The sequence below is a fragment of the Acinetobacter pragensis genome, from assembly GCF_001605895.1.
Classification (GTDB): domain Bacteria; phylum Pseudomonadota; class Gammaproteobacteria; order Pseudomonadales; family Moraxellaceae; genus Acinetobacter; species Acinetobacter pragensis.
The window spans coordinates 17,023-43,213 of record NZ_LUAW01000031.1; the positions used below are offsets into that span (position 1 = coordinate 17,023).

General features: G+C 43.1%; 24 protein-coding genes and 1 pseudogene. 9 read left to right on the plus strand and 16 right to left on the minus strand.

Annotation, left to right across the window (positions count from 1 at the left end):
* Positions 1-57: 57 nt before the first annotated feature.
* From putP to AZH43_RS13265, 5 genes are all read right to left on the minus strand, one after another.
* Positions 58-1,548 (minus strand): sodium/proline symporter PutP, encoded by a 1,491-nt coding sequence (gene putP, locus AZH43_RS13245; RefSeq protein ID WP_067670450.1) that lies wholly within the window; start codon positions 1,546-1,548, stop codon positions 58-60.
* A 215-nt stretch (positions 1,549-1,763) separates the two neighbouring features.
* A complete protein-coding gene (locus AZH43_RS13250; protein ID WP_067670452.1) occupies positions 1,764-2,618 on the minus strand; it encodes an SPFH domain-containing protein in 855 nt (284 codons plus the stop codon).
* Between the two features lie 4 nt (positions 2,619-2,622).
* A complete protein-coding gene (locus tag AZH43_RS13255) occupies positions 2,623-3,114 on the minus strand; it encodes an NfeD family protein (protein WP_067670454.1) in 492 nt (163 codons plus the stop codon).
* A gap of 149 nt (positions 3,115-3,263) precedes the next feature.
* Positions 3,264-4,187 carry a patatin-like phospholipase family protein gene (locus AZH43_RS13260; protein ID WP_067670456.1) on the minus strand — a complete coding sequence of 308 codons (924 nt, stop codon included), beginning with the start codon at positions 4,185-4,187 and terminating at the stop codon, positions 3,264-3,266.
* Positions 4,188-4,251: 64 nt separating this feature from the next.
* The gene (locus AZH43_RS13265) at positions 4,252-4,878 is read right to left on the minus strand and encodes a 1-acyl-sn-glycerol-3-phosphate acyltransferase (protein WP_067670459.1); all 627 of its coding nucleotides are present in this window, start codon (positions 4,876-4,878) and stop codon (positions 4,252-4,254) included.
* A 162-nt stretch (positions 4,879-5,040) separates the two neighbouring features.
* On the opposite strand from AZH43_RS13265, the gene AZH43_RS13270 reads away from it, so the two are divergent.
* From AZH43_RS13270 to AZH43_RS13290, 5 genes are all read left to right on the plus strand, one after another.
* Positions 5,041-6,327 carry an MFS transporter gene (locus AZH43_RS13270; protein ID WP_162840083.1) on the plus strand — a complete coding sequence of 429 codons (1,287 nt, stop codon included), beginning with the start codon at positions 5,041-5,043 and terminating at the stop codon, positions 6,325-6,327.
* A 37-nt stretch (positions 6,328-6,364) separates the two neighbouring features.
* A complete protein-coding gene (locus AZH43_RS13275) occupies positions 6,365-7,135 on the plus strand; it encodes a sulfite exporter TauE/SafE family protein (protein ID WP_067670463.1) in 771 nt (256 codons plus the stop codon).
* A gap of 177 nt (positions 7,136-7,312) precedes the next feature.
* Entirely contained in the window at positions 7,313-8,989 is a 1,677-nt protein-coding gene (locus AZH43_RS13280; RefSeq protein ID WP_067670465.1) for a phosphoethanolamine transferase, read from the plus strand.
* Positions 8,990-8,992: 3 nt separating this feature from the next.
* Positions 8,993-9,667 carry a response regulator transcription factor gene (locus AZH43_RS13285; RefSeq protein ID WP_067670467.1) on the plus strand — a complete coding sequence of 225 codons (675 nt, stop codon included), beginning with the start codon at positions 8,993-8,995 and terminating at the stop codon, positions 9,665-9,667.
* Between the two features lie 21 nt (positions 9,668-9,688).
* Positions 9,689-11,020, plus strand: coding sequence for an ATP-binding protein (locus tag AZH43_RS13290; protein ID WP_067670469.1), 1,332 nt, complete (start codon positions 9,689-9,691; stop codon positions 11,018-11,020).
* A 63-nt stretch (positions 11,021-11,083) separates the two neighbouring features.
* On the opposite strand, the gene AZH43_RS13295 is transcribed toward AZH43_RS13290, so the two are convergent.
* Complete coding sequence (locus AZH43_RS13295; protein ID WP_067670471.1) at positions 11,084-11,818, minus strand: phosphatase PAP2 family protein; 735 nt, start codon at positions 11,816-11,818, stop codon at positions 11,084-11,086.
* A 180-nt stretch (positions 11,819-11,998) separates the two neighbouring features.
* Here AZH43_RS13295 and AZH43_RS13300 point away from each other — a divergent pair, with 180 nt between their 5' ends.
* Positions 11,999-12,685, plus strand: coding sequence for an HAD family hydrolase (locus tag AZH43_RS13300; protein ID WP_067670473.1), 687 nt, complete (start codon positions 11,999-12,001; stop codon positions 12,683-12,685).
* A gap of 102 nt (positions 12,686-12,787) precedes the next feature.
* Here AZH43_RS13300 and AZH43_RS13305 read toward each other — a convergent pair whose 3' ends face one another.
* Positions 12,788-13,975 (minus strand): ammonium transporter, encoded by a 1,188-nt coding sequence (locus tag AZH43_RS13305; protein ID WP_067670475.1) that lies wholly within the window; start codon positions 13,973-13,975, stop codon positions 12,788-12,790.
* A gap of 487 nt (positions 13,976-14,462) precedes the next feature.
* Between AZH43_RS13305 and AZH43_RS13310 the strand changes: the two genes are divergently transcribed.
* The gene (locus AZH43_RS13310; protein ID WP_067670477.1) at positions 14,463-15,197 is read left to right on the plus strand and encodes a carbonic anhydrase; all 735 of its coding nucleotides are present in this window, start codon (positions 14,463-14,465) and stop codon (positions 15,195-15,197) included.
* Between the two features lie 76 nt (positions 15,198-15,273).
* Here AZH43_RS13310 and AZH43_RS13315 read toward each other — a convergent pair whose 3' ends face one another.
* The 6 genes from AZH43_RS13315 to AZH43_RS13340 form a co-directional block, all read right to left on the minus strand.
* Positions 15,274-15,999 (minus strand): amino acid ABC transporter ATP-binding protein, encoded by a 726-nt coding sequence (locus AZH43_RS13315; protein WP_171254471.1) that lies wholly within the window; start codon positions 15,997-15,999, stop codon positions 15,274-15,276.
* Positions 16,000-16,013: 14 nt separating this feature from the next.
* Positions 16,014-16,697, minus strand: coding sequence for an ABC transporter permease subunit (locus AZH43_RS13320; protein WP_067670481.1), 684 nt, complete (start codon positions 16,695-16,697; stop codon positions 16,014-16,016).
* Entirely contained in the window at positions 16,697-17,440 is a 744-nt protein-coding gene (locus AZH43_RS13325; RefSeq protein ID WP_067670482.1) for an amino acid ABC transporter permease, read from the minus strand. The genes AZH43_RS13320 and AZH43_RS13325 overlap by 1 nt, the downstream gene beginning before the upstream one ends.
* A gap of 68 nt (positions 17,441-17,508) precedes the next feature.
* Entirely contained in the window at positions 17,509-18,459 is a 951-nt protein-coding gene (locus AZH43_RS13330) for a transporter substrate-binding domain-containing protein (RefSeq protein WP_067670484.1), read from the minus strand.
* 574 nt (positions 18,460-19,033) lie between these two features.
* Positions 19,034-20,197 (minus strand): sterol desaturase family protein, encoded by a 1,164-nt coding sequence (locus AZH43_RS13335; protein WP_067670486.1) that lies wholly within the window; start codon positions 20,195-20,197, stop codon positions 19,034-19,036.
* Positions 20,198-20,341: 144 nt separating this feature from the next.
* The gene (locus AZH43_RS13340; protein WP_067670488.1) at positions 20,342-20,896 is read right to left on the minus strand and encodes a hypothetical protein; all 555 of its coding nucleotides are present in this window, start codon (positions 20,894-20,896) and stop codon (positions 20,342-20,344) included.
* Between the two features lie 136 nt (positions 20,897-21,032).
* Here AZH43_RS13340 and AZH43_RS13345 point away from each other — a divergent pair, with 136 nt between their 5' ends.
* Both AZH43_RS13345 and AZH43_RS13350 read left to right on the plus strand, forming a co-directional pair.
* Positions 21,033-22,094 (plus strand): molecular chaperone DnaJ, encoded by a 1,062-nt coding sequence (locus AZH43_RS13345; protein WP_067670496.1) that lies wholly within the window; start codon positions 21,033-21,035, stop codon positions 22,092-22,094.
* A 180-nt stretch (positions 22,095-22,274) separates the two neighbouring features.
* A complete protein-coding gene (locus AZH43_RS13350; protein WP_067670490.1) occupies positions 22,275-22,646 on the plus strand; it encodes an endonuclease domain-containing protein in 372 nt (123 codons plus the stop codon).
* A gap of 214 nt (positions 22,647-22,860) precedes the next feature.
* Here the strand turns inward: AZH43_RS13350 and AZH43_RS13355 are convergent, their stop codons facing one another.
* The 3 genes and pseudogenes from AZH43_RS13355 to AZH43_RS13365 all read right to left on the minus strand — a co-directional run.
* Positions 22,861-23,520: an HNH endonuclease gene (locus AZH43_RS13355; RefSeq protein WP_067670492.1), complete on the minus strand. Its 660-nt coding sequence runs from the start codon at positions 23,518-23,520 to the stop codon at positions 22,861-22,863.
* 1 nt (position 23,521) lies between these two features.
* Positions 23,522-24,844, minus strand: a complete 1,323-nt coding sequence (locus tag AZH43_RS13360; protein WP_067670494.1) for an AAA family ATPase — start codon at positions 24,842-24,844, stop codon at positions 23,522-23,524.
* A 59-nt stretch (positions 24,845-24,903) separates the two neighbouring features.
* Positions 24,904-26,191 (minus strand): annotated as a pseudogene (locus AZH43_RS13365) (class I tRNA ligase family protein); the annotation flags it as partial.

The following is a 26,191-nucleotide window of genomic DNA, read 5'->3' on the forward strand; positions in this document are numbered from 1 at the left end:
TAAAAAATGATAAATAAAAAGGAGAACATAATGTTCTCCCTTTTATTTTACAGTGTCTTACAGGCTTTCTTTGTAAATCCTGTCCGCTTCATCAAAGCGTTCTGTAATCTCTTTACCGGGGGCTTTACCCATAAGGCTGACTGCGATGATCGCAATGAATGAGCAGATAAAGCCTGGAATAATTTCATAGATACCGGTATCGTCCCAAAGATTTTTCCATAAAATCACCATCACTGCGCCAACGACCATGCCGGCTAAAGCGCCATTTAAAGTCATGCGTTTCCAGAACAATGAAAGAATAATCAATGGGCCAAATGCCGCGCCAAAACCTGCCCATGCATAAGCGACTAAGCCTAAAACCTTAGATTCGGGATTGCCTGCCATCCAAATCGCCAATAAGGCAATCAGCAGCACCATGAGGCGCCCGATCCAAACCAATTCTTTCTGTGAGGCATTTTTACGCACGAATGATTTGTAAAAGTCTTCAGTCAAGGTGCTTGAGCAAACTAAAAGCTGGCAGCTTAAAGTACTCATGACTGCAGCTAAAATAGCAGCCAGCACAATACCGGCAATCCAAGGATTGAACAGGATTTTGGTTAGTTCCATAAATACTGTTTCAGGGTTGGCATTGACTACAGCCGCCAATTCCGGGTTCTGCTGGAAATATGCAATGCCGAAAAATCCTGCAGCCACAGCGCCGCCGAGGCACAGAATCATCCATGTCATGCCGATACGGCGCGCATTTGGAATGGATTTCACCGAATCCGCTGCCATAAAACGCACAAGAATATGCGGCTGGCCAAAATAGCCCAAACCCCAAGCCATCAGTGACATGATGGCGACAAAGCTTAAATTGCCAATGATATCGGTCGCCTGAGGGCGCGCGGCTTCAAGCGCCAAAGTGACTTGAGTCATATCCGAGAAAGACATAAGTGTCACGACAGGCGTCAGCAGCAGGGCAAAAATCATTAAGCCAGCCTGAAGGGTATCGGTCCAGCTGACAGCAAGAAATCCGCCAATAAAGACATAGCTGATGGTTGCAATTGCGCTGATCCACAAGGCCGTGCTGTATGGCAAGTCAAACATGCTTTCGAACAGGCGTGCGCCGGCAACCATGCCGGAAGCGCAATAAATTGCAAAAAAAACTAAGATAACGATAGCTGAAACAATGCGTAAAATCTTTTTCTGGTCATTAAAGCGGTTAGAAAAATAATCGGGCAGGGTCAATGCGTTGTGCTGGACTTCCGTATGTACCCGCAAGCGCCCGGCGACCAGCAGCCAGTTCAGCCATGCGCCAATAATTAGACCGATGGCAATCCACATTTCAGATAAGCCTGAAAGATAAATTGCGCCTGGCAAGCCCATCAGCAGCCAGCCGCTCATATCAGATGCGCCAGCAGAAAGTGCGGTAACAAAACTTCCTAAACGGCGGCCCCCTAAAATGTAATCGGATAAATTGCTAGTTGCCCGGTATGCCATTAAGCCAATAGCAATCATGGCGGCAATATAAAAAAGAAAGGTGATTAAGGTTGGATTCAGGGAGCTCATACAATATCCATTTTCGAGTTGGACAGCAGATCGAAATATGAATTGACAGCAAAGGGAGAGCCAATTGAAGGCAAAATAGACTGCCATCAATTCAAGAGATTTCAAAAATTAACGCGAAATTTAACCATAAATAAACAAATTTTGCTGGCTTTTTATCAGCTTAAATAAAAACAGACAGCAAAAATGCTGTCTATTGTTTTGAAAACTATGCTGAATCAGTTATTTCGGCCCATCACACCGCGAATAGTATTCATAATGTCTGCAGGTAACACCACAGTTTTAGCATTATTGGATTTCGACATATCCTGCATGGCTTTAACGTACTGCTCACCCAAAAGGTAAGCGACAGGAATTTCTTTATCGCCAACAGCAGAAGTCACCATCTCAATGGCTTTTTGCGATGCTTCAGCCAGCACCACCTGCGCTTCTGCATCGCGGCGCGAGGCTTCTAAGCGGCCATCAGCTTCTAAAATAGCGGCTTGCTTTTCACCATCGGCCTTGGTTACAGTAGCGCGGCGCTGACGTTCAGCGGCTGCCTGTTCTTCCATCGCGGACTGCATGGTGCTGGATGGTTTAATGTCTTGAATTTCTACGGTTTTTAACGTAATTCCCCAGTCTGAAATATCATCAGAAATACTGGCTTTTAGTCGGGCTTTAATATGGTCACGAGAAGATAAGGCATCATCTAAATCCATTTCTCCGACAATTGAACGCAATGCCGTCTGTACCAGATTCTGAATGGCCCAAGTATAGTTTTCAATGCCATAAACGGCTTTTTCAGGTGTGGTGAGATTAATGTAGGCAACTGCATTCATCAGCAGTACAGCATTATCGCGGGTAATCACTTCCTGTGACGGAATATCCAAAACGATATCTTTGGTGGTGACTTTGTAAGAGACTTCATCGACATAAGGAATGACGAAATTCAAACCGGGGCCTAAAGTGGTGTGGTATTTCCCTAAACGTTGAACAATCCATTTATAGCCTTGGGGCACAATGCGCACACCTTTAAAAATGGTGACGGCAACAAAGGCCAGCAGGGCAAATACAACAATTGTAGCTGCGCTCATTTATTTACTCACTTTTTTCGTTGTTTATCGTGTGGTCTGTGGGGCTGTGCAATTGCACAACAAGATCATTGCCTAAAATATCTGTCACACGGACGCGGTCACCGACTTGAACAGGCGATAAGGTGCGGCAATTCCATTCATCAGAGCCTAGAACAGGCATAGGAAAGCGCACTTTAATTTGATCGTGGTCTAAATTGGTTTGAATGACCATGCCGACTTGGCCGATGGTCGCTTCGCGCGACAAGCCCGCTTTGGTTTTATCTGTCGATAACGGTTTGATAAATTTAAACCATGCTACGGTGCATAAAATAGACAGAATAATCCAAGTCACAAACTGAGTTGTTGTGCCCATCATTGGAAAAAGAAAATACAAAATGCCGACCATGATGGCGCCAATGCCAAACCACAGAGCGGCGAAAGCGGGCAGCAGCAATTCAGAGAGAATCAGCAAAACGCCCAAAACAAACCAGTGCCAAGGTTCTAAAACAAATTCCATACATCTGCCCGTGTATTGCTCTAAAGGATAGAGTTGAATTGTGTATCGCCCTAATAAATAGAGCTGAATTGATATAGATGGCCATGCATCTATATCAATGTAGCAGATGAATAAGTTTTTGAATATTTAAAAAATTACTAAATTTAAAATCAGATTTTGAATTTAGGCGCTGGCGCAGGCTTCAGGGCAGCAGGCGAGGCTTTGAAATCACTCACCGCTTTTTGAATGGCGCGGATTTTCAGCTGCGCAGCTTTTTCACCTTCTAAAATGGTCTGATTGCTGGATTTAATATCAAGCGTGCCAATATGGCCAACTTTAGGCTGAATCACAATATTGGCGCGGTTCAGCTCTTCATTGATGCTTTGCTGGCCCATAATGTTCAGGGTTTGATCCAGTACGCTAAACATATTCAGCGCCTTGCTGCCGTCTGGGCGGGCAGAAATATCGACGGCAAGGACAATATCTGCGCCCATATCTTTCGCTGTTTTGACTGGAATTGGACTGACTAGACCGCCATCGACATATTTTAAACCGCCAATGGTTGCCGGAACAAAAACGTTAGGAATGCTGCAGGACGCACGAACGGCCTGGCCTGCATTGCCTTTAATAAAGTCGGCTTTACGCCCGGTATCTAAGCGGGTGGCAACCGCTGCAAAGCGGATTGGAAATTGCTCAATAGGTTTATTGCCAACATGCTGGTTCACATAATCCTGCAATTTTTGACCTAAAATTACGCCTTGGCGGTTTAAAGTTAAATCCCGGATATCAGATTCTTTAAAATTTAAGGCAATCTGCTGCATTTGATAGGGTGTTTTACCGCTGGCGTACAGGCTGCCGACAAAACTTCCGGCGCTGGTGCCCGTCACAATTTTCGGTTTAATGCCATGCGATTCCAATACTTTTAATACGCCAATATGGGCAAAGCCTTTGGCGCCGCCGCCGCCAAGCGCAATGGCAATTACAGGCTCGCGGGGTTTAATCGGGGTGGTTTTTACTGGCGTATTCACGGCTTTATCACAGCCAGCAAGGCTAAGGCCCAGAATGCCGATTAACGAATAATGTAATAATCTCATAAAATAAAACTGATGAAGTTCTGTACAAATAGGCGCACATCTCAGCAAAAAAATGAAGATATTGCTAGCGGTTTTTCCATCGCTTTTGTAACGGCTTGGCCAGCCAATCTGGATTTTTAGGTGAAAACTTGCCTTCATAGCGCTGCAGAATCTGTTCCAGATCCGCTTCAAAATTGCCTGTCGGTTCAAAAATGCCTAAGCAATGAATAATTTTGTTTTCATAATCAAAAGAGAACATCACAATGGGGATTTGGGCTTCATCAGCAATATAATAAAAGCCGCTTTTGATTTTATCGGCCTGCTTGCGCGTGCCTTCTGGCGCCATACCAACCCAAATTTTATCCTTCGCATGAATAATCTCAGCAATCTGTCTGGTCAGCCCTTGCTGGCTGCTTCTGTTCACCGGAATTACCCCAATCCATTCCAGCAGCGGTTTTAATGGGGTATTGAACAAAGTGTGCTTGCCGAAAATGGTAATTTGAATGCCAAGGCCGAGTAAGGCGGTAAAGCCATGCCACGCGTCTATATTTGAGGTATGCGGTGAAATAATGGCGACTGCTTTAGGTAAATTGGGAAATTCGCCTTCAAAGCTCCAGCCCTGAGCCAGAAACATGCGTTTAAACAGCTGTTTGCTCAAGGCTGATCCGCGTGCAGGGACTTGGTCTGGCAGTGTTGGAAAATGCTGGGTCATTGTTTTTATCATTGATATCCTGTCATTTAAATTATCATAGGCCCTGAAAACCCGGACTGCATTGGCAAGATTGTGCAGTTTATTCTGAGGAGATGATCAGCAGCGCAGTGTTTTGCTGTGCGATGGCAAACCCGAAAATTGCAAGGAAATTTCATGCTCCAAATGCGCAATGTCTATATATTGCTGTTTTCGCTGTATTGGGCGCAAGGTCTGCCGGTCGGCTTTATGACGCATGCGCTACCGGTGATTTTGCGGGCAGAGGGTGTATCTTTGGCGCATATCGGCGGTTTTGGCCTGCTGATGCTGCCTTGGTCAATTAAAATTTTCTGGGCGCCTTGGGTTGACCGGTTTGGGGCCGCAGATCGGGGACATTACCGGTCTTGGATTATTCCAGCCCAGCTGCTGACGGCAGGGGTGTTAATTGGACTGTCTTTTTTACCAATCCATGCATTGAATCAGCCAGTTTATTTATTGGCATTTTTTATTGCCTTGCTCAGCATGAATTTAATTGGCGCAACACAGGATGTCGCCACGGATGGATTGGCTGTAAATATTTTAAAAGCTGAACAGCAGCACTGGGGCAATGTTTTTCAAGTGGTCGGTTCACGGCTTGGCTTTATTGTCGGAGGCGGAGCGATTTTATGGGCTTTAGATTGGCTGCAATGGCAAAGCACGTTCCTAATTTTAGCTGGCTTGGTTGTGCTGAATACCCTGCCTGTAATATTTTTTAAGGCACAGCCGCGTTTCCCTGTATGCGGGCAAAGCGGGCAGCAGACTAAAAAGTCTGGATCCTGGAAAGCGCAGAAGCAAGCGGTCAGCCGCTATTTATCCTATTACCTGCAAAATTCAGAATTGCGCTTTTGGCTGTGGGTACTGCTGACTTTTAAGGTTGCTGATGGTTTGGCTGGGCCGCTTTTAAAACCGTTGATGGTGGATATGGGGCTGAGCTTTTCGCAAATTGGCATTTATGTAACCATGCTGGGCGCATGCGCAGCGCTTGTGGGTGCCGGTTTGGCGGGAGTCAGTTTAAAACGGCTGTCACGTTTTCATGCCTTGCTTATTTTTTCTATTGTTAAAGTTTTTAGTTTGGGCGCCTATGCATGGCTGGCATGGAAATATGATCATCAGCAGCAGGTTTCCCTCTGGATGATTTATGCTGTGAATGCTGCAGAAGATATGGTCTCCGCCATGCTTTTGGTGGTGATGCTGACTGTGGTCATGCAATATAGCCGCAAGCATTTGGCTGGAACAGATTTTACCTTTCAAGTGTCGCTGATGGCGACGGTAAGCGGCGGGCTGTACAGCTTGAGCGGCATCATGGCAGAACTTCTCGGCTATAGTTTTTATCTTTTCATCATTACTTTGATTGCTGCAGTTTGCTTAATTCCAATCTACCGCTGGGGGCGCTGTATTTTTAAAACTCGTGAATTGACAGAGCCGGCAGAATAGCCAAAGATAGCTGAGTATATTTTGCGCATATTTCAATATGGATATTGAACCAGTATTTATCGCGTTAGGCTTTTTTGCATTTTGCGGCGGATTGATTGATGCCGCTGTGGGCGGCGGAGGGCTTGTTCAATTACCGGCTTTGATGCATGCCTTGCCTCAATACAGCCTTGCGACAGTTTTCGGCACCAATAAACTGGCAGTTTTAGCGGGAACCTTTTCATCGTTCTTCAGTTATATGCAGAGGATAAAAATTGTTTGGGCGTTGCTGCTGCCGACTATGCTGGCGGCCTTTGTCTTTGCCTTTTTTGGCGCAATGTCTGTGGCTTACATTCCAAAGGCTTTGATGCAATATGCGGTATTTTTTCTGCTGATTGTGATGGCAGTTTATACCTTTATCAAAAAGGATCTGGGCAAGCTGCACACGCAAATTCAGTGCGGGAAAAAACAAATCATGCTGGGAATTGGCTTTGGCGCGCTGATTGGTTTTTATGACGGTGTATTTGGCCCCGGCAGCGGCAGTTTTTTGCTTTTCTTGTTTGTGAAAGTTTTCGGATTTGATTTTTTGAATGCTTCTGCATCGGCCAAGCTGGTCAATTTGGGCACATTCAGCGCGTCTTTATTGTTCTTTATTCCTTCTGGGCATGTACTTTGGATGATCGGCAGCATGGTGGCGCTATGCAATATCGCCGGTTCTATCTGCGGTACCTTTTTGGCGCTGCGTTACGGCAGCGGTTTTATCCGAATTTTTTTCTTTATTCTGCTGCTGTTTTTAATTGGCCGAATGGGGCTGGAAATTTTTACAGGCTAAATGCTGCTGATGAATGCGTGCAGTGTTGATACCAGTATTAAATTGAAGTGTCTGCTGAAAAATAAGCATTTCAAAGGTGCATACACGTGTCAAAGACTTGCCAGAAGCAGAATTAAGCCAGTTTTAAGTTTACGAATTTAAGGTAGCAGTATCTGTAAATGCCAATGATATATAGAGATGCTGACAAGATTATCTGTACTGAAGAAAAAAATACCGCCTATTTCATTAGCACAATTTAATTTTTTTGTAGCGCTGTGGCTGGGTCTTGCACTGAATTTAACCTTTTATGAAAAAATTCAGGCGCTCACGCCATATCATGGAATAAAAGCACAGCTGTTTATTGCGGCGACGGTGGCGGTCGTGATTGCGCTTTATAACGTGCTGCTGCAGCTGCTGCAATGGCGCTGGAACGCTAAGGCGCTGGCTGCGGTCTGGCTGTTTATTGGCGGATTCAGCGCATATTTTGTGTCCAGTTTGGGAGTGGTGATTTCACCTGATCAGATTCAGAACGCAATGCAAACAGATCCGAATGAAATGAAAGACTTGGCATCTATTCGGCTGCTGTTTTGGACGGTGTGCATGGTGATGCTGCCGATTGGCGTTTTATTCCTTATTCCTATTCAGAAAGAAAAAGCATCAAAAGTACTGCTGAAAAAAATGCTGAATATTGTGGCTTCTTTTGCTGTCATTGGTGGGATGCTGTTTATTTTTTATGTAGATTATGCTGCAATTTTTCGTGAACACCGCGATTTAAAAGGCATGCTCTCACCGCAAAATGCGATTGCTTCAAGTCTGTCGTATTACCGCCATCAATCGCCTGAACAGAATTTTCCTCTGGTTTCTTATGGGGTAGATGCGCACCGCAGCGTAGGAGTTACAAATGCTGAAAAGCCAAAACTGATGGTATTGGTGGTGGGAGAAACAGCGCGGGCAGAAAGTTTTGCGCTAAATGGTTATGCAAAGAATACCAATCCTGAATTATCTCAATTGGATATTATTAACTTCAGTCAGGTGAGCTCTTGCGGCACAGCAACAGCAGTATCTGTACCGTGCATGTTTTCGGGTATGCCGCGCAAAGAGTATGATGCAAAGCTGGCCAGCCATCGGGAAGGCTTATTGGATATTGCTAAGCGCGCAGGCTACAAAGTGGCTTGGCTGGACAATAATTCAGGCTGTAAAGGCGCCTGCAACCGTATTGAGCAAGTTCAGTTCAGCCCTGAATTGAAAAAGAAATGGTGCAGCGGCGCAAGTGGGGAATGCCATGATGAAATTTTAGTTGATGGCCTGAAACAGTATATTCAAGCGATTCCTGCCAATGACGCTGCACCGCGCTTAATTGTGCTGCATCAGATGGGCAGTCATGGCCCCGCTTACTATGCCCGCAGTGAAGCGCCGTATCAGCCCTTCAAGCCGACTTGCGATACCAATGCCATTCAAGGCTGTTCTACCGAGTCGTTGATTAATTCTTATGATAATTCAATTATCTATACAGATCATGTGCTCAGCAGCATCATCCATGAATTGCAGGGCGTCAAAAAATATCAAACCGGTTTTTGGTATTTGTCTGATCATGGTGAATCGACTGGTGAGCATGGCATGTATTTGCATGGCGCGCCTTATGCCATTGCCCCTGAGCAGCAAACGCATGTGCCGATGCTGATGTGGTTTTCTGCAGAATGGAAAGCAAAAAATCAGCAGCAAATGACTTGCCTTAGTGCGCAAAAAAGCAAAGAATTAAGTCAGGACAATCTATTTCCAAGCCTGCTGAGCCTGTTGGATATACAAACCCAAGTGATTGATGAAAAGAATGATATGCTTCAAAACTGCGCGCCGGCAGGCAAAGCGAGTATCTAATACATGAATAAAATATTGATCATTGAAGATGACTTTATGATTGCGGAATCCACTCAAACCTTGCTGAAGTATCAAGGTTTTGAAGTTGTCTGGGTCAATAACGGCATTGACGGCCTCAAACAAATCCAGCAGGAACCTATTGATGCCGTATTGCTGGATTTAGGCCTGCCGATGATGGACGGCATGCAAGTGCTGAAACAAATCCGGCAAAATTATCCGGTGCTTCCCGTATTGATTATTTCAGCCCGCGATCAGCTGCAGCAGCGGGTAGACGGCCTGAATCATGGCGCCGATGATTATTTAATTAAACCCTATGAATTTGATGAATTGCTGGCGCGCTTGAATGCTCTGCTGCGCCGCAGCGGTAAAGCGCAGCTGCAAAACAGCCAGTCGACTTTAACGCATGGCGATTTAGTGCTGGATGTGGAGCAGCACTTGGTCAAGTTCAAAGGTGAGTATATTGATTTATCCAACCGTGAATGGGCAATCTTGCTTCCTTTGGTCATGCACCCCAATAAAATTTTCTCCAAATCTAATTTGGAAGACAAGCTGTATGACTATGACAGTGAAATCAACAGCAACACCATTGAGGTTTATGTGCATCATTTGCGCAATAAACTGGGTAAAGATTTTATTCGGACCATTCGAGGCTTGGGTTACCGTCTGGGGCAGCTCTAAACACTTAGGATCACGCAAATTATGGCGCTGCTGACAGGCAACTCGTTAAAGCGAAAGCTGATTATTTACACGTCTTTTTTCAGCTTGGTTTTAGGCTGCCTGCTGATGTTTTCTGCTTATAAAATTTCGCTGGAAGAAAGCAATGAAATTTTAGATGCGCAAATGAAGAATCTGGCTGAACGCGTGGCTGCGCATTCACCAGAACCCATGCAGAGTCAATTTGATCCTGCAAAGCATTATCATGAAGAAGACTTATTTGTTGATGTCTGGCCTTATACCGAGCAGACACATCAATCTCATGAATTCAATCTGCTGATTCAGCCGATTGAAAAAGCTGGCTTTTATACGCATCAAACACCCAACGGCATATGGCGCACTTATGTTTTGCCATTAAAAGATTATCAGATTCAGGTCAGCCAGCAGCAGGCTGTGCGCCAAAATTTGGCCTTAGAGCTGGCCGGAAGCATGTTTATTCCTTACTTGCTGTTTATGCCGTTTGTACTTTGGGGGCTGGGCTGGATGATCAGCCGGATTTTACAGCCGCTGGACGACTTTAAATCTGAATTGACGCAGCGTGATTCCAAAGAACTGCGCCCGATTGAATCGGGTGATTATCCTGTTGAAATTGCGCCTACCATTGACGAAATGAACAATCTGTTTGAACGGATTTCGACTGCACAGCAGGAACAGCGTCAATTCATTGCCGATGCCGCGCATGAGCTGCGCACACCGATTACCGCTTTAAATTTGCAAATTAAAGTCTTGCTGCAGGAGTTTCCGGAACATAAGGCATTAAACAATTTGGCCTTGGGTTTAGTTCGAATGCAGCATTTGGTCGCGCAGCTGCTGAGTTTGGCAAAACAGGATGCTTTTTTGCCTGAGCTGGAAAGCAGCCATGCCTTTTTGTTAAATGAAACGGCTGTGAACTGTGTAGAGTCTTTAATGAATTTGGCCATGCAAAAAGAAATAGATTTGGGCATGGAACGCAATGAAATCTTAGAATTGAATACGCAGGAATCGGCAGTATATTCTGTCATTTATAACCTGATAGATAATGCCATTAAGTACACGCCGAATTATGGCGTCATCAATGTTTCGGTGTACCCGCAGAATGGAATGGCGGTTATTCAAATTGAAGACAGCGGACCGGGAATCGATCCAGCTTTGCATACGCAAATTTTAAAACGGTTTTACCGTGTGCATCACCATCAAGAAGTGGGCAGCGGGCTGGGACTGTCAATTGTCGATAAGGCCGTTGAGCGCTTGCATGGTTCATTGAGCTTCAGCAGCAGCGCCAGCTTGGGCGGCCTGCAAGTGAATGTCAGCTTGCCTCTCAACGCCTTGCGCCGCTGAAGCGTGTTTATTGAACCGTTTTGATGGTCGATCTGTTTTCTAGGCGAATGCTGAGATCAATCATTATTTGAGATTTGGCTGAAGCGCCGCGGCATTTTTTTGCTGGTCAGTATGGACGGAGTTGTGTCTGTATTGGCTTATGCGTTGATAAAAAATGCCATAGAAAACTACATTCACCAGCCACACTATCCATGCAGTCCATAAATTGTGACTGAGGAAGTGCGCGCCGCGCATCATTTGCGCCCAGCCCATTGCAAAACCGAGAATAAAACCGGAACAAAGGAAGAAGTAGGCGCGCTTTGGATGCGACAGGCGGTAGGCGAAATAGCCGGTCATAAAGGCAAATCCCGTAGAAGCATGGCCGCCTGGAAAGCAATGTCCATTTTCATTTTTCAGCACCCATAAAAAGCCATGCGGCAGTGAGGCTGTCATTGACCATGGACAAGCATGTGCTGACTGAGATTTCAGGAGGCCAACCACCGCGGTGCAAAGCATTGCCACCCAAAAGAAATAGCCAAATTCAAAACGGCGGGCTTTTAAGGGCTGATATTTAAAAGAAGCAATCCATTTTATAAAAATGATGATATAGGCCCCAATCAGCACATTTTTAACCCAGCTGTGATTCAGTACCGCTAATGACCAGTCATTCCGCAGCGGAAATTCACCGGTTTTATTCATCCAAGGCTCAATCAGGCTTAAATCCAGTGCGCCGCCGACAGGAAAAAATACCCAAAGCACAGCAAAGCAAAAAAATAAAAGGCAGGCTTGAATGAAAAGAAATCGCTGTTGATCGGTCATGAAAAAACAATTATTAAAATGATGCTTCATTGCAGCAACATTAGCTTAAATTGCGCTTAAATTTTGGGAAGGCCATCTGCTATTTTCAGCCTGCAGATATGTTTATCTGACATGCGGAATAGGTGCGGCAGCCAATTGTGCTACAGTTGGTTCAAGCATGCCTTTAGCACATTCACTTTTATGAGCATACAAGCCGTATTATTTGATTTGGACAATACGTTGACTCATCGCGGTCAGAGTGTCAGCGCTTATAGCCAATTCCTCGCACAGCACTTTGCTGCAAGCCTGCTGAATATAGATTTGCCCAAAATTCAGCGCATTATCAACCGTATCGATAATGGCGGCTACCCGAAAAAAGAATTGCTGACGCATCCCAGCATAGGCGCATCGGTGGCTTATGCCCTGCAGCAGCAGCTGAGCTGGCGCGCTGTTCCAGACTTTGATGAGCTGACAAAATTCTGGTTTGATCACTTTGGCCGCAATGCTGTTGCTATGCCGGGTGCAGAAGCGCTGCTGCAGGGGCTAAAACAGCAATTTAAATTGGCGGTGATTTCCAATGGCGGTCATGCCACACGGCTGAGTATTTTACAGGGTTTGGGCTTTACGAATTATTTTGATGAAATTGTCAGTTCTGAATTGGCTGGCATCAGTAAACCGAAGCCTGAAATTTTTCTGCAGACCAGTGCAAAACTGGGAATTGCGCCTGAGCGCTGCTTATTTATTGGTGATCATCCGATTAATGATGTGCAGGGCGCTTTAGGCGCCGGCATGCAGGCGATATTGCTGGAAGGCTTTCACACCACAAATCAGTATATGATTTCCAACCGCATACAGCAGCTGGATCAGATCTGGACATTTTTAGATTGATAATCAGTGTGCATAAAAAGCAGACAGTATAAGCAGAGGGTTGCATGAAGGCCAAGCGGCTGCATTTCGCTGCTTGGCCTTCATTTGTTTGCAGAATTTTAATCAGAACATTGCGTCTTCAGAATTGGCGCTAATGCGGTGAATAGAAAGATCTGCGCCGCGAAATTCTTCTTCTTGGCTCAGGCGAATCCCCATGACTGCTTTCAGTCCGCCATAAACAATAAAGCCGCCAGCGAGCGCTATGCAGATTGCCAGTAAAGTACCCAAGAGCTGAGAAATTAAAGAGACGCCGCCTAAGCCTCCCAGCCATTGCTGACCGAAAATACCGACAGCGATTCCGCCAAATGCGCCGCAAACCCCATGCAAAGGCCAAACACCTAAAACATCATCAACTTTTAACTTATTTTGCGTATAGGTAAACAGTTTGACAAAAATGAGGCCTGCAGCAGCGCCAATGATCAGCGCGCCGACTGGATGAACAATATCGGAACCTGCGCAAATAGCGACGAGGCCAGCCAATGGGCCGTTATGCAAAAAGCCTGGGTCATTTTTGCCCATGAAATTTGCGGAAATTGTTCCGCCGACCATAGCCATTAAAGAGTTAATGGCAACCAGTCCTGAAATAGCATCTAAACGCTGTGCGCTCATGACATTAAAGCCAAACCAGCCGACAATTAAAATCCATGAACCTAAAGCTAAAAAAGGAATAGAAGAGGGCGGATGCGCACTGATGCGGCCATCTTTTTTATAGCGGCCATAGCGCGGGCCAAGCAACAGTACTGCAGCCAGCGCAATCCATCCGCCCATTGCGTGAACGACAACTGAGCCGGCAAAGTCATGGAAGCTTGCGCCAAAAGTACGTTCTAGCCAGCCTTGAAAGCCAAAGTTGCTGTTCCAGATCATGCCTTCAAAGAAAGGGTAAATCAGGGCAACCAACAGCAAAGTGGCAATAGCTTGAGAACGCATTTTAGCCCGTTCCGCAATACCGCCTGAAATGATGGCGGGAATGGCCGCGGCAAAGGTCAGCAGAAAGAAACAGCGCATTAAGTTATAGCCATGATCGGCAGCGAGTGTTGCGCCTGCATGGAAAAAATGCTGACCGTAAGAGATGTAATAGCCAACAAAAAAATAAGCTATGGCGGAGAGGGAGAAGTCCGTCAAAATTTTACTGAGCGCATTCACTTGGTTTTTATGCCGTACCGTGCCGAGTTCAAGAAAGGCAAAACCGGCATGCATTGCAAGCACTAAAACTGCACCAAGGAGGAGAAAAAGTAAGTCAATATTTTGCATTGTGAGTCCTAATTTAGTGCGTAGTGTCACAAAAGAAACCCAGTATATCGATGCGGGCGATTTCGAAAAGAGGATTGATTAAGGGAAATTTTGATTAATTCAGACTAAAAATATACAAGACTCGATATAAAGCAAATAGATATAAAATGCTCTTTTTTGGTGCATTTGTTGTGATGAGTAAATCCTATAAATTTATTTTATTTCATATATTTATATTTATTAAACAGTAGATTCTATTTCAGTGTTTTGCAAAGGTGCATGATTGTTCCCAATTTAATTAATAGCAGCTGCATCAGCAAAATACAAAATTTTAAGGGCTGTAAATGCAAAATGCACCGAGATAAGTCAATTACAGTTCAAGGCCAAGCAAAGCCGGTGATTTAAGATACAAACTTTAACAGCATTGGAAGCTTTGGTTTTGAAATTTTACTGCTGGTCTTGCACGCTGTACGGGCAATTTTAATAGATAAATCATGAGAATTTAACAATGTATAAGAGCCTAACAGCCTTTTCTTTATTTTTAATCAGTTCAGCACTGCCGGCCGCAGAACAAACAGGCGCGCTGTGGAGCTATTCAGGACAGACTGCACCCATTCATTGGTCAAGCTTAGATCCGCATTACGGCAGCTGCGCAGGGCAGAATCAGTCTCCAATCAATATTGAAAGAGGCGTAGATGCAAAACTGGCGCCTTTAAAATTTAATTATCGCACACAGGCTAAGCAAATTAAGGTGAATGAACTGACGCTGCAAGTCGATTTTAATTCAGGCGCATCAGTGGTTATAGATGGGCAGCCATTCGAATTGAAGCAATTTCATATTCATACCCCCAGTGAAAACTGGCTGCATGGCAAGCAGTACCCGTTAGAGCTGCATTTGGTACATGCGAATGCGCAGGGCGAATTGGCGGTCGTTGCGCTGCTGTATAAACAGGGTCAAGAAAATAAGGCATTAAACACAGTGCTTCGGCACATGCCTAAATCGGAAAATGCAGTACAGCTTAATCGTAAAATTAATGCAGCGGAAATTTTACCGAAGAGATTGGCGTATTACCGTTTTAACGGTTCATTGACTACGCCGCCGTGTACAGAAGGTGTACGTTGGATTGTCCTTAAAGAGATTCAGACAGTTTCTGCGCAGCAGTTGCACGCTTTTGAACAGCAGTTGGAGCATCCCAATAACCGTCCTGTACAGCCGCAGAATGCACGTCTTGTTTTAGAATAGAAACAGCAGGCATGTAAAAATGCTAAAAAAAGCAGATCATCTGATCTGCTTTTTTAGCTTAAGCTTTGCAAAAAAATTAATGCAAAATCTTATTCAGGAACTGCTGAGCACGTTCGCCGCGCTGTGTATTAAAGAATTCATCTTGAGTACAGTCTTCGACAATTTTTCCCTGATCCATAAAAATCACGCGGTTCGCGACTTGGCGGGCAAAACCCATCTCATGGGTTACACACATCATGGTCATACCTTCTTTGGCTAAGCCCACCATGACATCAAGCACTTCATTAATCATTTCAGGGTCTAATGCAGAGGTTGGCTCATCAAACAGCATAGCAATAGGGTCCATGCAGAGCGCGCGGGCGATAGCAACCCGCTGCTGCTGGCCGCCTGAAAGCTGAGCCGGAAACTTCGCAGCATGCGCGCTTAGGCCGACGCGGTCTAAATAGGCCAAGCCTTTTTTCTTGGCTTCCGCTTCAGAACGGCCTAATACTTTAATTTGTGCAATGGTGAGGTTTTCAGTAATGGACAAATGCGGAAACAGCTCAAAATGCTGAAACACCATGCCCACACGGCTGCGCAGTTTATTCAGGTCAGTTTTCGGGTCATTAATGGAAATGCCGTCTACCAGAATTTTGCCGGCCTGAAACGGTTCCAGTCCATTGACGGTTTTAATCAGTGTTGATTTGCCTGAACCGGATGGGCCGCAGACCACGACCACTTCGCCTTGCTTAATTTGCGTGGTGCAGTCAGTCAGCACCTGAAAGTCTTTATACCATTTGCTGACATTTTGGAGGTCAATCATTACTTTTTGATCTGTCATACACTTAACCTCCTTTGCAATTTTTTAACTGCATACGTTGCGATCATGCTGATGGTGAAATATACCAAGCCAGCGAATAGAATATATTGAGTCAGCAGAGACATTAAGTCGCCGCGGACGTAGTTGGTGCGGAAAAAGTCCAAAAGCCCAATGGCATATACCATAGTGGAATCCTGAAACAGGATAATGGTCTGCTGCAGCAATAAAGGCGTCATTTTCCGAAAAGCCTGCGGCAGAACAATCAGCCGCATGGACTGGCTGTAGCTCATGCCTAAGGCATAGGCCGCGGAAGTCTGCCCTTTGGGAATAGACTGAATGCCGGCACGCACAATTTCAGAGAAATACGCGGCTTCAAACAGCATAAAGGCGACAATACTGGACACCAGCGCCGTATCGATAGTCAGGTAATTGCCGGTAATGCCGGTATAGATGAAGGGCACGGCAAAATAGAACCACATCAGCACCAGCAGTAACGGAATGGAGCGGAATAGGTTCACATAGCCTTTTGCAAATACATTCAGGATTTTGATGGACGACAAACGCATCAGCGCCAGAAGCGTGCCAATAAAAACCCCGCCAATAGTGGCCGAAATAACGACCTTTAATGTGATGCTTAAACCATGCCACAGCGCAGGCGCAGACTGCTGAAAATCTTGAATAAATGAAGTAAGCCAGTCCATTATTTATCTCCTGCAATTAAGCCGGGAACCCGCAAGCGTTTTTCCAGATAGGTCATAAAGCCAATCAGGCAAACATTAATGACCATGAAAATAATGGTGACAAAGGTATAAATTTCGATGGTGTTTTGCGTATATTCACTGATGGTTTTCATTTGTGAAATAATTTCTGCAACGCCAACCAAAGAAGCCACTGAGGTATTTTTTACGCAGTTGGTCAGTTCAGAACTGAGCGGCGGTAAAATAGTGCGGAATGACTGCGGTAAAATGACATAGCGGTACAGCTGGGCTGTTGAAAAGCCCATGGCATATCCAGCATTGGTCTGTCCTACAGGCAAAGCTTCAATACCGGTACGCACCTGTTCACAGACGCGGGCAGCCGTAAATAGGCCAAGCCCGACACTGGCAGAAATGAGTGCTGTAGTATTTGCGCCTAAATCATTCATCCACCAGTTTTTAATTCCCGCCGGCAGAAAATTAGGCACCACATAAAACCAGATAAATAATTGAATTAATAACGGTACATTCCGGAAAATAGTCACGTAGGCAGTACCGATGCCGCGCGCAACAGGGCTGGGCAATGTGCGCATGATGCCTAAGATGCTTCCGAGCACCATAGCAATGCTCCAAGCCACCAGCGCAATGACAAACAGCCAGCCTAAGCCAATTAAAATCCAATTCAGGTAAGTAGAATCACCTACACCGGTGGACTGAAAAAGCACACCCCAATTCCAGCTATAATTCATAGGAACTCCCTTTTCAGCTTAAGCCAAATTCCTTTTGGCTTAAGCATATACACAATGTTTAGGGATGATTATTCGTCACGATCATGCGGGTTGCTGATAAGCGCTTTAAGCTGATCGGACATTTCAAAGTTCAGGTTAATGTTTTTAGGCGGAATTGGTGACTGGAACCATTTCTTGTACATCTGATTGATTTCGCCAGAGCTGTAGGTCGCTTTAATCGCATTGTCAACGACTTGCTTAAAGCCTGTATCGCCTTTACGCATCATGCATCCATAAATTTCATGAATTGGCGCAGTGCCGACAATTTCCCAGTGATTCGGATCTTTCGCTTTTGATTTTTCACCGGCAAGCAGAATGTCATCCATCATAAAGGCAGCTGCGCGGCCATTTTGAAGCATTAAGAAAGATTCCGCATGGTCTTTGGCCGAAATGACTTCGCCAATGCCCAGCTCTTTTTCATGCTGGCGGATATAGCGTTCCGAGGTCGTGCCTGCAGTGGTGACCAGTTTTTTGCCTTTTAGGTCAGCAAAGTCTTTTATACCCGAATCTTTGGCTGTCAGCAGGCGGGAACCGACTTCAAAATAACCCGTCGAGAAAGCAACTTGCTGCTGGCGTTCTTTGTTGTTGGTGGTAGAGCCGCATTCTAAATCTACAGTGCCATTAGACACCAATGGAATGCGGTTTTGGCTGGTAACCAAGTTATAGCGGACTTTCAAGTCCGGCATGTTTAATTGCTTTTTAACGGCTTCAACCACTTTCAGCTGCAGGTCATGCGCATAGCCGACCGGCTGATTTGGATCATCTGAAATATAAGAGAATGGAATGGATGAGTCGCGGTACCCCAAAACAATAGTGCCTGACTTCTTAATTTTATCCAGTGTGCCGGAATCTGAAGCAGCGGCAGCTTCACTGCCAGAAGCTTTTTCAGTTGCGGGCGCTTTGTTGTCGCTGCAGGCGCTTAGGCCGATCATGAGGGCGCTTGCGCAGAACAGCGAGGCCATGGCGCGTTTATGTGTCATAAGCAAAACTCCTTTTTATTGCATGCTCATCGATTGCTTTAATTTACGATGGAGTCATTCCATCAATTCGGTGCAAAAGATGTTTTCTTTTATGTATAAAAAATACACCAGTTTTCATCTTAAGCGAGATTTGAAGGATTGCTCAAGCAAATTTTTTTACGATTTGTTAACGGTAACTGTCTAGGATTTAAAAAGTTTTTGATGAATAAAAAATATCAGGAAAGTACAGCACAATACATGCCAGCAAGTGATTCCTGATGTACTGCATTAGACAAAAGATCAATATTTAAAGCGGCAGCGTGGTGCTGAATAAATTATATTTATTATATAAAACAATGTGGTAAATGATTATTTGATTGTGCCGTACAAAGGGCTGATATATTGGCTGAATTGGAATAAGCGGTTCTTTAGTGAAAAATCATGCCTAAATATTAGGCATTTTAATTTGCTGCATATTTGAGGTCTTCGCAAAAGCTCAGATTTGCAAGATGAAACTGAATTTGCGGTGCGCCGGTATAAGGCGCGCGCACTGTGTCAAAGCAGAATTGCAGCCTGAATCAAGGCAGGGCTAAATTCAGGATGGCTCTTTAGGCTTTCCAAAGCGCTGCTTAAAACGTTTCATGTATTTTTTAAAGGGCCAGGTAAACTGCTTTACAAAGCTGTTGGGGATTTTGTAACCCACCGTACCGTAGATGCTGGCAAGATGGTTGGGCATATAGACTGTTTTAAAAATGACATCGTAGAAGGGGATGAATGCCGCATAATTTTTATCGATGGCTGGCTTTTCCGAAGAGTGATGCCAGTGATGAAATTCAGGTGTGGCAATAAGCCAGCGCAAATAAGGAAAGCGGAAGCGCACATTGGAATGAATAAAAATGGCATGAAAAGAAATAAAGATTAAATAGGCGAAGACCGCAGAAGTGTGAAAACCCAAAAGAAAAATAGGCAGGGTGGCGATAAAGCGGGTCATCAGCACTTCCACAATATGCAGGCGCGATGATGCCAGCCAGTCCATATGTTCTGTCGAATGGTGAATGGCATGAAACCGCCATAAAAAATTCACTTCGTGCATTGCGCGGTGCAGCCAGTAAGTGGTGAAATCCACTACAATCAGCAATTCTATGAACTGCAGCCAAATGGGCTGCGCTTGCACCCACGGCACAACAGGATTGCTCGGAAGATGGGTAATCCAATACTGAATAGGCATGACAGTTAAAAAGCTGAATAACTGAATGCCGATGTGGCTGAACATGAAATATTTTATGTCAGTAATCCAGCCGGAACGCAGAATCTTCTGCTGCGGATTTTTGGCGAAAAAGCCTTCCAGAGGAATAAACACCAGTGCCAAAATGACCAGTGTTAGCACAAAATAATCGAAGCCTGCATAAAATGGAACGCTGGGCAGTACGGGCGCCTGAATGACGCCGCAGCCCAGAATGGCGGCAGCCAATGCCAAGCATAGTCCATAAAACCCATAGCGGTTTTGCCGCACAATAGCGCTGAAAGCGCCGAAGCCTGCGCTGATTGTGATGCCGGCCATTAAGCTGAAATAGAATAAATCATAATGCTTGCTGTAGAGCGGGCGCAGTTCAGGTGTGGTCAGTACGCTGGGAAATAGAAAGCACAATGCACCAAATAAACACAGCAGGCTGAGGGTCAGAGAAATAAAGGCGCTGATTTTACCCAGTCCGGCGTTTAATTCTATATTTTCGAATTTGGCTCTTAAATGATCGGTCATAGGGAATATCAGAAATTATTATTATTATGGCTTGGCGCTATGTTAGCAAACATTGATGGCGGATGAAACGAACCTAAAGCATGCCATGACAATAGACTATTCAGGTTCATTTGACTTGAAATTAACCGTTATGCAGATCTGAAATCATGGTTTGGCTTTTTGATTTGGAGATGCTTCATAATATTGTTCTATCTGCTCAATTAACGTCATGCTCAGGCGGTGTATATGCTGACCATGCGCGACTAAAGCATCTTGATGTTTAATTTGCTTGCGGTCATTGGCCAGCAATAAATGCTGCTGCAGAATTTCTTCAGAATGGAACAGCTCAAAGGCCAGCTGGTTTAAATTGGCATCGTATATTTGGCTGTGCACAAAAATATGCAGTTCTTTGGCAAAGACTGGAATGAGATCTAAATATTCGGTTTCTAGGGTATGCAAAATATTTTCGGTGCTTTGCTTATTTTGCTGCATTTGCATTAAGAAATCGTCACTGTAGCGTTTAATGCGGTAGAGCGTGGGCAGGAGCGTCACGAAATATTTTTGCTTTTGTATGTTTTGCAATGCGCGGTCACGCTGCAGTTCTAAACGGTTTAAATATAGCGGCACACTGATGGCCACAAAAATGGCAATGACGGAACCGACTGCTTGCACCCACGCGGCAAGTTCTTGATTAAATATTAAATCTGCTTGTGTTGGCATTAAATACGCTCATTTTATTGTTGTCTTGATTGTGCCAACTATCGCATGGGGCGGATATGGCATTTATGGCCGATTAAGGCTTTGGGTTTCATGGCTAAAGTTAGGCTATAATTATTTTTTTGCTTTGCGTTTTCTTATGTCTTTGGATTTAAAAATCAGTTTATTGCCTGAAACAAGTCAAACACTTTCGCCGCAGCATAAAAAGCTGAATAAACTGATTGATCAAATTGAACAGCAGAAACAAGATTTAGCGCTTTGGCAAAATGCTCAAACTGATATTCAAAGTTATATTCACTTAAAACTTGTGCCGATTTATGCAGATTTGCATGGGCTGTGGTTCAAGCAAATGCAGGCGCTGTGGCAGCATTTACAGCAAGAAGACTTTTCTAAAGCGGATACAGCTCAAATAGATACAAAACTGACGAAACTTGCGCAAACGCTGAAAAAATCAAAAAACTTAAATACAGCACAAATGGACTTAGTGACTGAAGTCGCGCAGTTTTATGCTCAAGCGAAGGCACATAGCCAAAATAAAAAGAAGAAAAAAGCCAAAGATACACAGCAGAGTTTTGATGAAGCTTCACAAGAAAATACTGCGGAGCTTGAAGATTGGCAGAATCATGATTGGGATGCTGAACAATGGAATGATGTGCAAGATAATGAGCAATATCAACAGCAAAGAGAAGAACACCAACGGAAACGCTTACAGCAAAAACGTGAGCAAGCAGAGAGGTTAGCTGAGCAATCCTTAAAAACCGTGTATTTAAAAATTACTGCGATGATTCATCCTGACCGTGAACCTGATGAAGCTAAAAAAATAAAAAAAACGGAACTGTTTCAAGTGGTCAGCCAAGCTTATGATCAGCAGGATTTATTTTATTTACTCAAATTGCAATTACAGCTTGAAACCAATAAAGGCTTAAGCCCGAAAGTTTTAACGGATGAGCATCTCAAGTTTTATAAAATGGCGCTAGAAGCACAAAGCCAAAAGTTAGCAAGCCAAATAGATGATATTACAGATAGTTTGCATTGGAGTGACCGGCCTAAAGCTAAAAATATGCAGGTAAAAGATGTGTATAAGGTGATTGATGCTGATGTAGTGGCACTCAAAGAACAAGTGAAGTGGGAAAAAGAACGTTTGAAATATATGGGGAAAGTGAGTGGGGTAGAGGTGTTGTTAGAAAATAATGTGCTTTAAAGCTTTTCTCCCTCAAAGCACCTCTCCCCTTGCGCAGCAGTGCTGCTCATCTCCTAGGAGGAGAGGGAACGTTACCTATCGAATTGTTATTAAAATTCACAATGGAAATTCCCTCTCCCTTTGGGAGAGGGCTAGGGTGAGGGTTATCTGCTATAATTTTCAAAAAAAATTAAATCCAAAATGAATAACAAACTCGATCCCCAACTTTTAATATTCGCTAAATCCATGCGCCACACCGCCACCGATGCAGAACATTTGATGTGGCAAATACTCCGTGCCAAGCGTTTTATGAATCTTAAATTTCGTCGTCAGCATGTGATCAAACAGTATATTGTGGATTTTTACTGTCATGAAATTGGTTTGGTGATTGAGTTGGACGGAAGCCAACATAATACGGAAGATGGAAAAGACTACGATGCTGAACGGACAAAGTTTTTAGAGGCTTTGGGTTTAACGATTGTGCGGTATTGGAATCATGAGGTGTTGGGGCGGACGGATGTGGTGTTAGAACACTTATGGAAAATATGTAGTGAGTTGAAAGAAAACCAATAATGGAAAATTCCCTCTCCCTCGGGGAGAGGGCTAGGGTGAGGGAGACTTTATAATGAAAGAAATTTAAAAGCACCTCTCCCTAACCCTCACTTGCGTTTCATTTTAAAGCAGTGCTTTAAAACTTACTCAGGAGAGGGAGTGCCATTGTGAAATTTATGCAGGGATTAAATCAAATGACGCTCCCTCTCCCTAGGGGAGATAGCAGGGGTGAGGGTTACATACTTTCCATAATTTTTTGAACTAATCCCATTTTTTGTTCACGTGTTAGTAGATTTATCCCATTTTCTTCAATAAATTCATCTAATGATGCAACTTGCTTTCCTTTCATATCTTGATAACCTGCAAATTCCTGATAAAAACGATTTAGGTCACACATTTTTACAGTAGCTTTACCTTTAGGGGTATGAGCTTTTAAAAAATAATGGTCAGGATAATCACAATGATTTGCGGGTACTCTCTCGATATGATCTCCATATGTATCATATAAAGGATGAATGATCTTAAAACGACCACTTGTACGCGGATACTTAGATTGTGAACAGGCTCTATCTCCGTTTACATGGGGATTTTGATCGCCTTTTTCTCTGTTGCAATCTGGACAGATTACAATTAAGTTTTTAGGATCAAATAAAAATTGGGGAAATAATGATTTTGGTAAAATATGCTCTACTTGCCAATGTAATCCATTAGTTGAAAAAATATATTGCTTACAATAAAAGCAAGTCAATTTTTGATCCAATAAATAATGATTACGAACTAATGAGCGAAAATTCTTAACATTATTATTTTCTTCATCATTCCATAACTGATAGTTTATATTGTCGTAGCTATCTACAAAGGGTTTAAGTTCTGTGGGGATTAAAAAAATTTCCATTTCATCCTCTATAGCTAGCTATGAGATTGAATAGAATAAATACTTTGTCTTCTTTATCTATTTTTTCATATTTAATTAATTTTTTTAAGTTTTCGAGCAGAGATTTACTTTCTTCATCTAGGTGGAAATCAATTTCAGTATTTAATTTATTTAAAATAATAATTAACTTTCTGATTAAGTATTCATTGTTGTTTCCGGGGAAATTAAAAATCTCAGATAATTGAAAATCTGAAGATCTATTTTTAAATGAATCTATATTTTTTAACTGATTATTTGATAAGTCTAAAATAAAACTGTTATTTTCTTTAATTCCAGAAATTAATTGAGGTGAGTGGGTAGCAATAAAAAAATGACAACCATAATAATTTTCTGAAACTAGTTCGATTAATTCGATTATTTTTTCTTGCCATTGAGGATGTAAGTTTATTTCAGGTTCATCTATACAGATTAATGAGTCATCTGTAATAGTAGCTGTTAGTCCCAAAATTAAGCTTAAAACTGAAAGCTCTCCGGAGCTTAAATCACTATAATTAAATATATTTTTATCTTTAGAAAAAGAAACCTTATGTACTCTTACTAATCCTAATTCTATTAATAATGATATACTTTTTAATTCGAACGTACTTAAATGAAGTAAATCAAAAGTTTTTAAACTCTTAACATCATGTAAGCTATCACGTAAATTTCGAAAAATCTCAAACTCTTCAATAGTGATATCTTTTGATTCTTGGAAATACTTCTCAATTTTTTCAATAATTTCATTTATTGAAAAGCCGTGTATTGGTAGTAAAGAACATTTAACATAGTGATCAAGTTTCAAAAAATCGAGAATAGTAAGTAGGTTATAATAATTTTTTTCTTTCAAAGAGGATTTGGTTATAAATTCCTCAATAGATTGAGTAAAGTTAAGGTTAGTGCTTATGTTTCTGCGGAATCTAATTTCGTATTTTTCGAAGAAATTAAATATATATTCTAATTGTGGATTAATATAATTATTTCTTTTTTTATAATCATATCCACTTGTAAACATTGGTGTTCGAGCCTCAAACGCTAGTCTGATATATTTACTATTAATAAAAATATCTTTACTTGGTAATTCACGATATGAGGGGAATTTATGATATTGGGTATTAGATAAAGCTATAATTTGATTAAATCTGTTTTCTTCAAGAGCATGAATTATAATACTTCTTAAAAGCCTACTTTTTCCAACAGAGTTTTTGCCTACTAAAAAAGTATATACATTTTTATCGTGTAGTTTGAAATCATCATCAATAAATTTAAGAGAGCTTTTATTTTGTTCTAAGCTATATAGTATTGGCATTAAAAATCCCCTCAATGATGAGGGGATTTTAGCTTGTATTTTAATAATTTAGCAATAAATTAAAGCGCTGCAATTTGCTCCATATTCGCTTTAATCTTCGCTAACTGATCAGCAAACTCAGCAAGTTTTATTTTCTCGCCTTCAACCACAGCAGCAGGTGCTTTCGCTACAAAACCTTCATTGCCCAGTTTAGTGGCAATCTGGTCATGCTGTTTTTGCACTTTGTCTAAGTCTTTTTGCAGACGGCCTAATTCCGCTTTCGGGTCAATTAAACCCTTCATTGGAACGAATACAGACACATGACCCACTACAGATGAAGAAGACAATGGTGGTTGTTCAGCATCGCTAAGGAAAGTAATGCTTTCAACTTTTGCCAATGCTTTAAACAACGGTTCAATACGGTCAATACGCGCTTTTTCAGCATCAGTGGTGTTTTGCAGAAGAACAGGCAACAAACGCGCATTGCCTAAGCCCATCTCACCACGGATATTACGCACCGCACCAATCAAACCTTGCAGCCATTGCATATCTGCTTCAGCTTGCTCATTTACTTTTGCTTGGTCAGCAACAGGGTACGCCGCAAGCATAATCGTTTCGCCCGAAATGTTTAACTTCGGTGCAAGCGTTTGCCAGATTTCTTCTGTTAGGTACGGCATCAACGGATGAGCCAAACGTAAAGACGCTTCCATCACAGAAAGAAGAACACGACGCACTTCAGCTTTACGCTCAACCGATACGTTTTCGTCATTTAGAACTGGCTTAGTCAGCTCTACATACCAGTCACAGTATTCATTCCAAATGAACTCGTAAATCGCTTGCGCTGCTAAGTCTAAACGGTAGGTTGCAAATGCTTGGTGTACCGCAGCTTCCGCTTTTTGCAGACGGCTTACGATCCATTGTTCAGGCAATTCCCAAAGGTCTTGGCGAGCTTCTTGCCCAATCACTTGCTCTTCGCAGTTCATCATCACGAAACGCGTTGCGTTCCAGATTTTGTTGGCAAAGTTACGGTAGCCTTCAACACGTTTCATATCGAACTTAATGTCACGGCCTGTGTTCGCAAGCGCACAGAATGTGAAACGAACCGCATCTGTACCGTAAGACTGAATACCTTCTGGGAATTCTTTACGCGTTGATTTCTCAATTTTTGATGCTTGTTTCGGGTTCATTAAACCAGTGGTACGTTTTTGTACCAAGGTTTCAAGATCCACACCGTCAATCAAGTCGAGTGGGTCAAGCACGTTGCCCTTAGATTTAGACATCTTCTGACCTTCGCCATCACGTACCAAACCGTGTMCMTAYCCMSTTTTAATMCRACTDDCCCGTCTKSMKYMTKMYGSKYSAASWAAA

Excerpts from the sequence above, each read along its gene's own strand:
- putP (WP_067670450.1), bottom strand. The coding sequence starts at position 1,548 with ATGAGCTCCCTGAATCCAACCTTAATCACCTTTCTTTTTTATATTGCC.
- AZH43_RS13250 (WP_067670452.1), bottom strand. The coding sequence starts at position 2,618 with ATGAGCGCAGCTACAATTGTTGTATTTGCCCTGCTGGCCTTTGTTGCC.
- AZH43_RS13255 (WP_067670454.1), bottom strand. The coding sequence starts at position 3,114 with ATGGAATTTGTTTTAGAACCTTGGCACTGGTTTGTTTTGGGCGTTTTG.
- AZH43_RS13260 (WP_067670456.1), bottom strand. The coding sequence starts at position 4,187 with ATGAGATTATTACATTATTCGTTAATCGGCATTCTGGGCCTTAGCCTT.
- AZH43_RS13265 (WP_067670459.1), bottom strand. The coding sequence starts at position 4,878 with ATGACCCAGCATTTTCCAACACTGCCAGACCAAGTCCCTGCACGCGGA.
- AZH43_RS13270 (WP_162840083.1), top strand. The coding sequence starts at position 5,041 with ATGCGCAATGTCTATATATTGCTGTTTTCGCTGTATTGGGCGCAAGGT.
- AZH43_RS13275 (WP_067670463.1), top strand. The coding sequence starts at position 6,365 with ATGGATATTGAACCAGTATTTATCGCGTTAGGCTTTTTTGCATTTTGC.
- AZH43_RS13280 (WP_067670465.1), top strand. The coding sequence starts at position 7,313 with ATGCTGACAAGATTATCTGTACTGAAGAAAAAAATACCGCCTATTTCA.
- AZH43_RS13285 (WP_067670467.1), top strand. The coding sequence starts at position 8,993 with ATGAATAAAATATTGATCATTGAAGATGACTTTATGATTGCGGAATCC.
- AZH43_RS13290 (WP_067670469.1), top strand. The coding sequence starts at position 9,689 with ATGGCGCTGCTGACAGGCAACTCGTTAAAGCGAAAGCTGATTATTTAC.
- AZH43_RS13295 (WP_067670471.1), bottom strand. The coding sequence starts at position 11,818 with ATGACCGATCAACAGCGATTTCTTTTCATTCAAGCCTGCCTTTTATTT.
- AZH43_RS13300 (WP_067670473.1), top strand. The coding sequence starts at position 11,999 with ATGAGCATACAAGCCGTATTATTTGATTTGGACAATACGTTGACTCAT.
- AZH43_RS13305 (WP_067670475.1), bottom strand. The coding sequence starts at position 13,975 with ATGCAAAATATTGACTTACTTTTTCTCCTCCTTGGTGCAGTTTTAGTG.
- AZH43_RS13310 (WP_067670477.1), top strand. The coding sequence starts at position 14,463 with ATGTATAAGAGCCTAACAGCCTTTTCTTTATTTTTAATCAGTTCAGCA.
- AZH43_RS13315 (WP_171254471.1), bottom strand. The coding sequence starts at position 15,999 with ATGATTGACCTCCAAAATGTCAGCAAATGGTATAAAGACTTTCAGGTG.
- AZH43_RS13320 (WP_067670481.1), bottom strand. The coding sequence starts at position 16,697 with ATGGACTGGCTTACTTCATTTATTCAAGATTTTCAGCAGTCTGCGCCT.
- AZH43_RS13325 (WP_067670482.1), bottom strand. The coding sequence starts at position 17,440 with ATGAATTATAGCTGGAATTGGGGTGTGCTTTTTCAGTCCACCGGTGTA.
- AZH43_RS13330 (WP_067670484.1), bottom strand. The coding sequence starts at position 18,459 with ATGACACATAAACGCGCCATGGCCTCGCTGTTCTGCGCAAGCGCCCTC.
- AZH43_RS13335 (WP_067670486.1), bottom strand. The coding sequence starts at position 20,197 with ATGACCGATCATTTAAGAGCCAAATTCGAAAATATAGAATTAAACGCC.
- AZH43_RS13340 (WP_067670488.1), bottom strand. The coding sequence starts at position 20,896 with ATGCCAACACAAGCAGATTTAATATTTAATCAAGAACTTGCCGCGTGG.
- AZH43_RS13345 (WP_067670496.1), top strand. The coding sequence starts at position 21,033 with ATGTCTTTGGATTTAAAAATCAGTTTATTGCCTGAAACAAGTCAAACA.
- AZH43_RS13350 (WP_067670490.1), top strand. The coding sequence starts at position 22,275 with ATGAATAACAAACTCGATCCCCAACTTTTAATATTCGCTAAATCCATG.
- AZH43_RS13355 (WP_067670492.1), bottom strand. The coding sequence starts at position 23,520 with ATGGAAATTTTTTTAATCCCCACAGAACTTAAACCCTTTGTAGATAGC.
- AZH43_RS13360 (WP_067670494.1), bottom strand. The coding sequence starts at position 24,844 with ATGCCAATACTATATAGCTTAGAACAAAATAAAAGCTCTCTTAAATTT.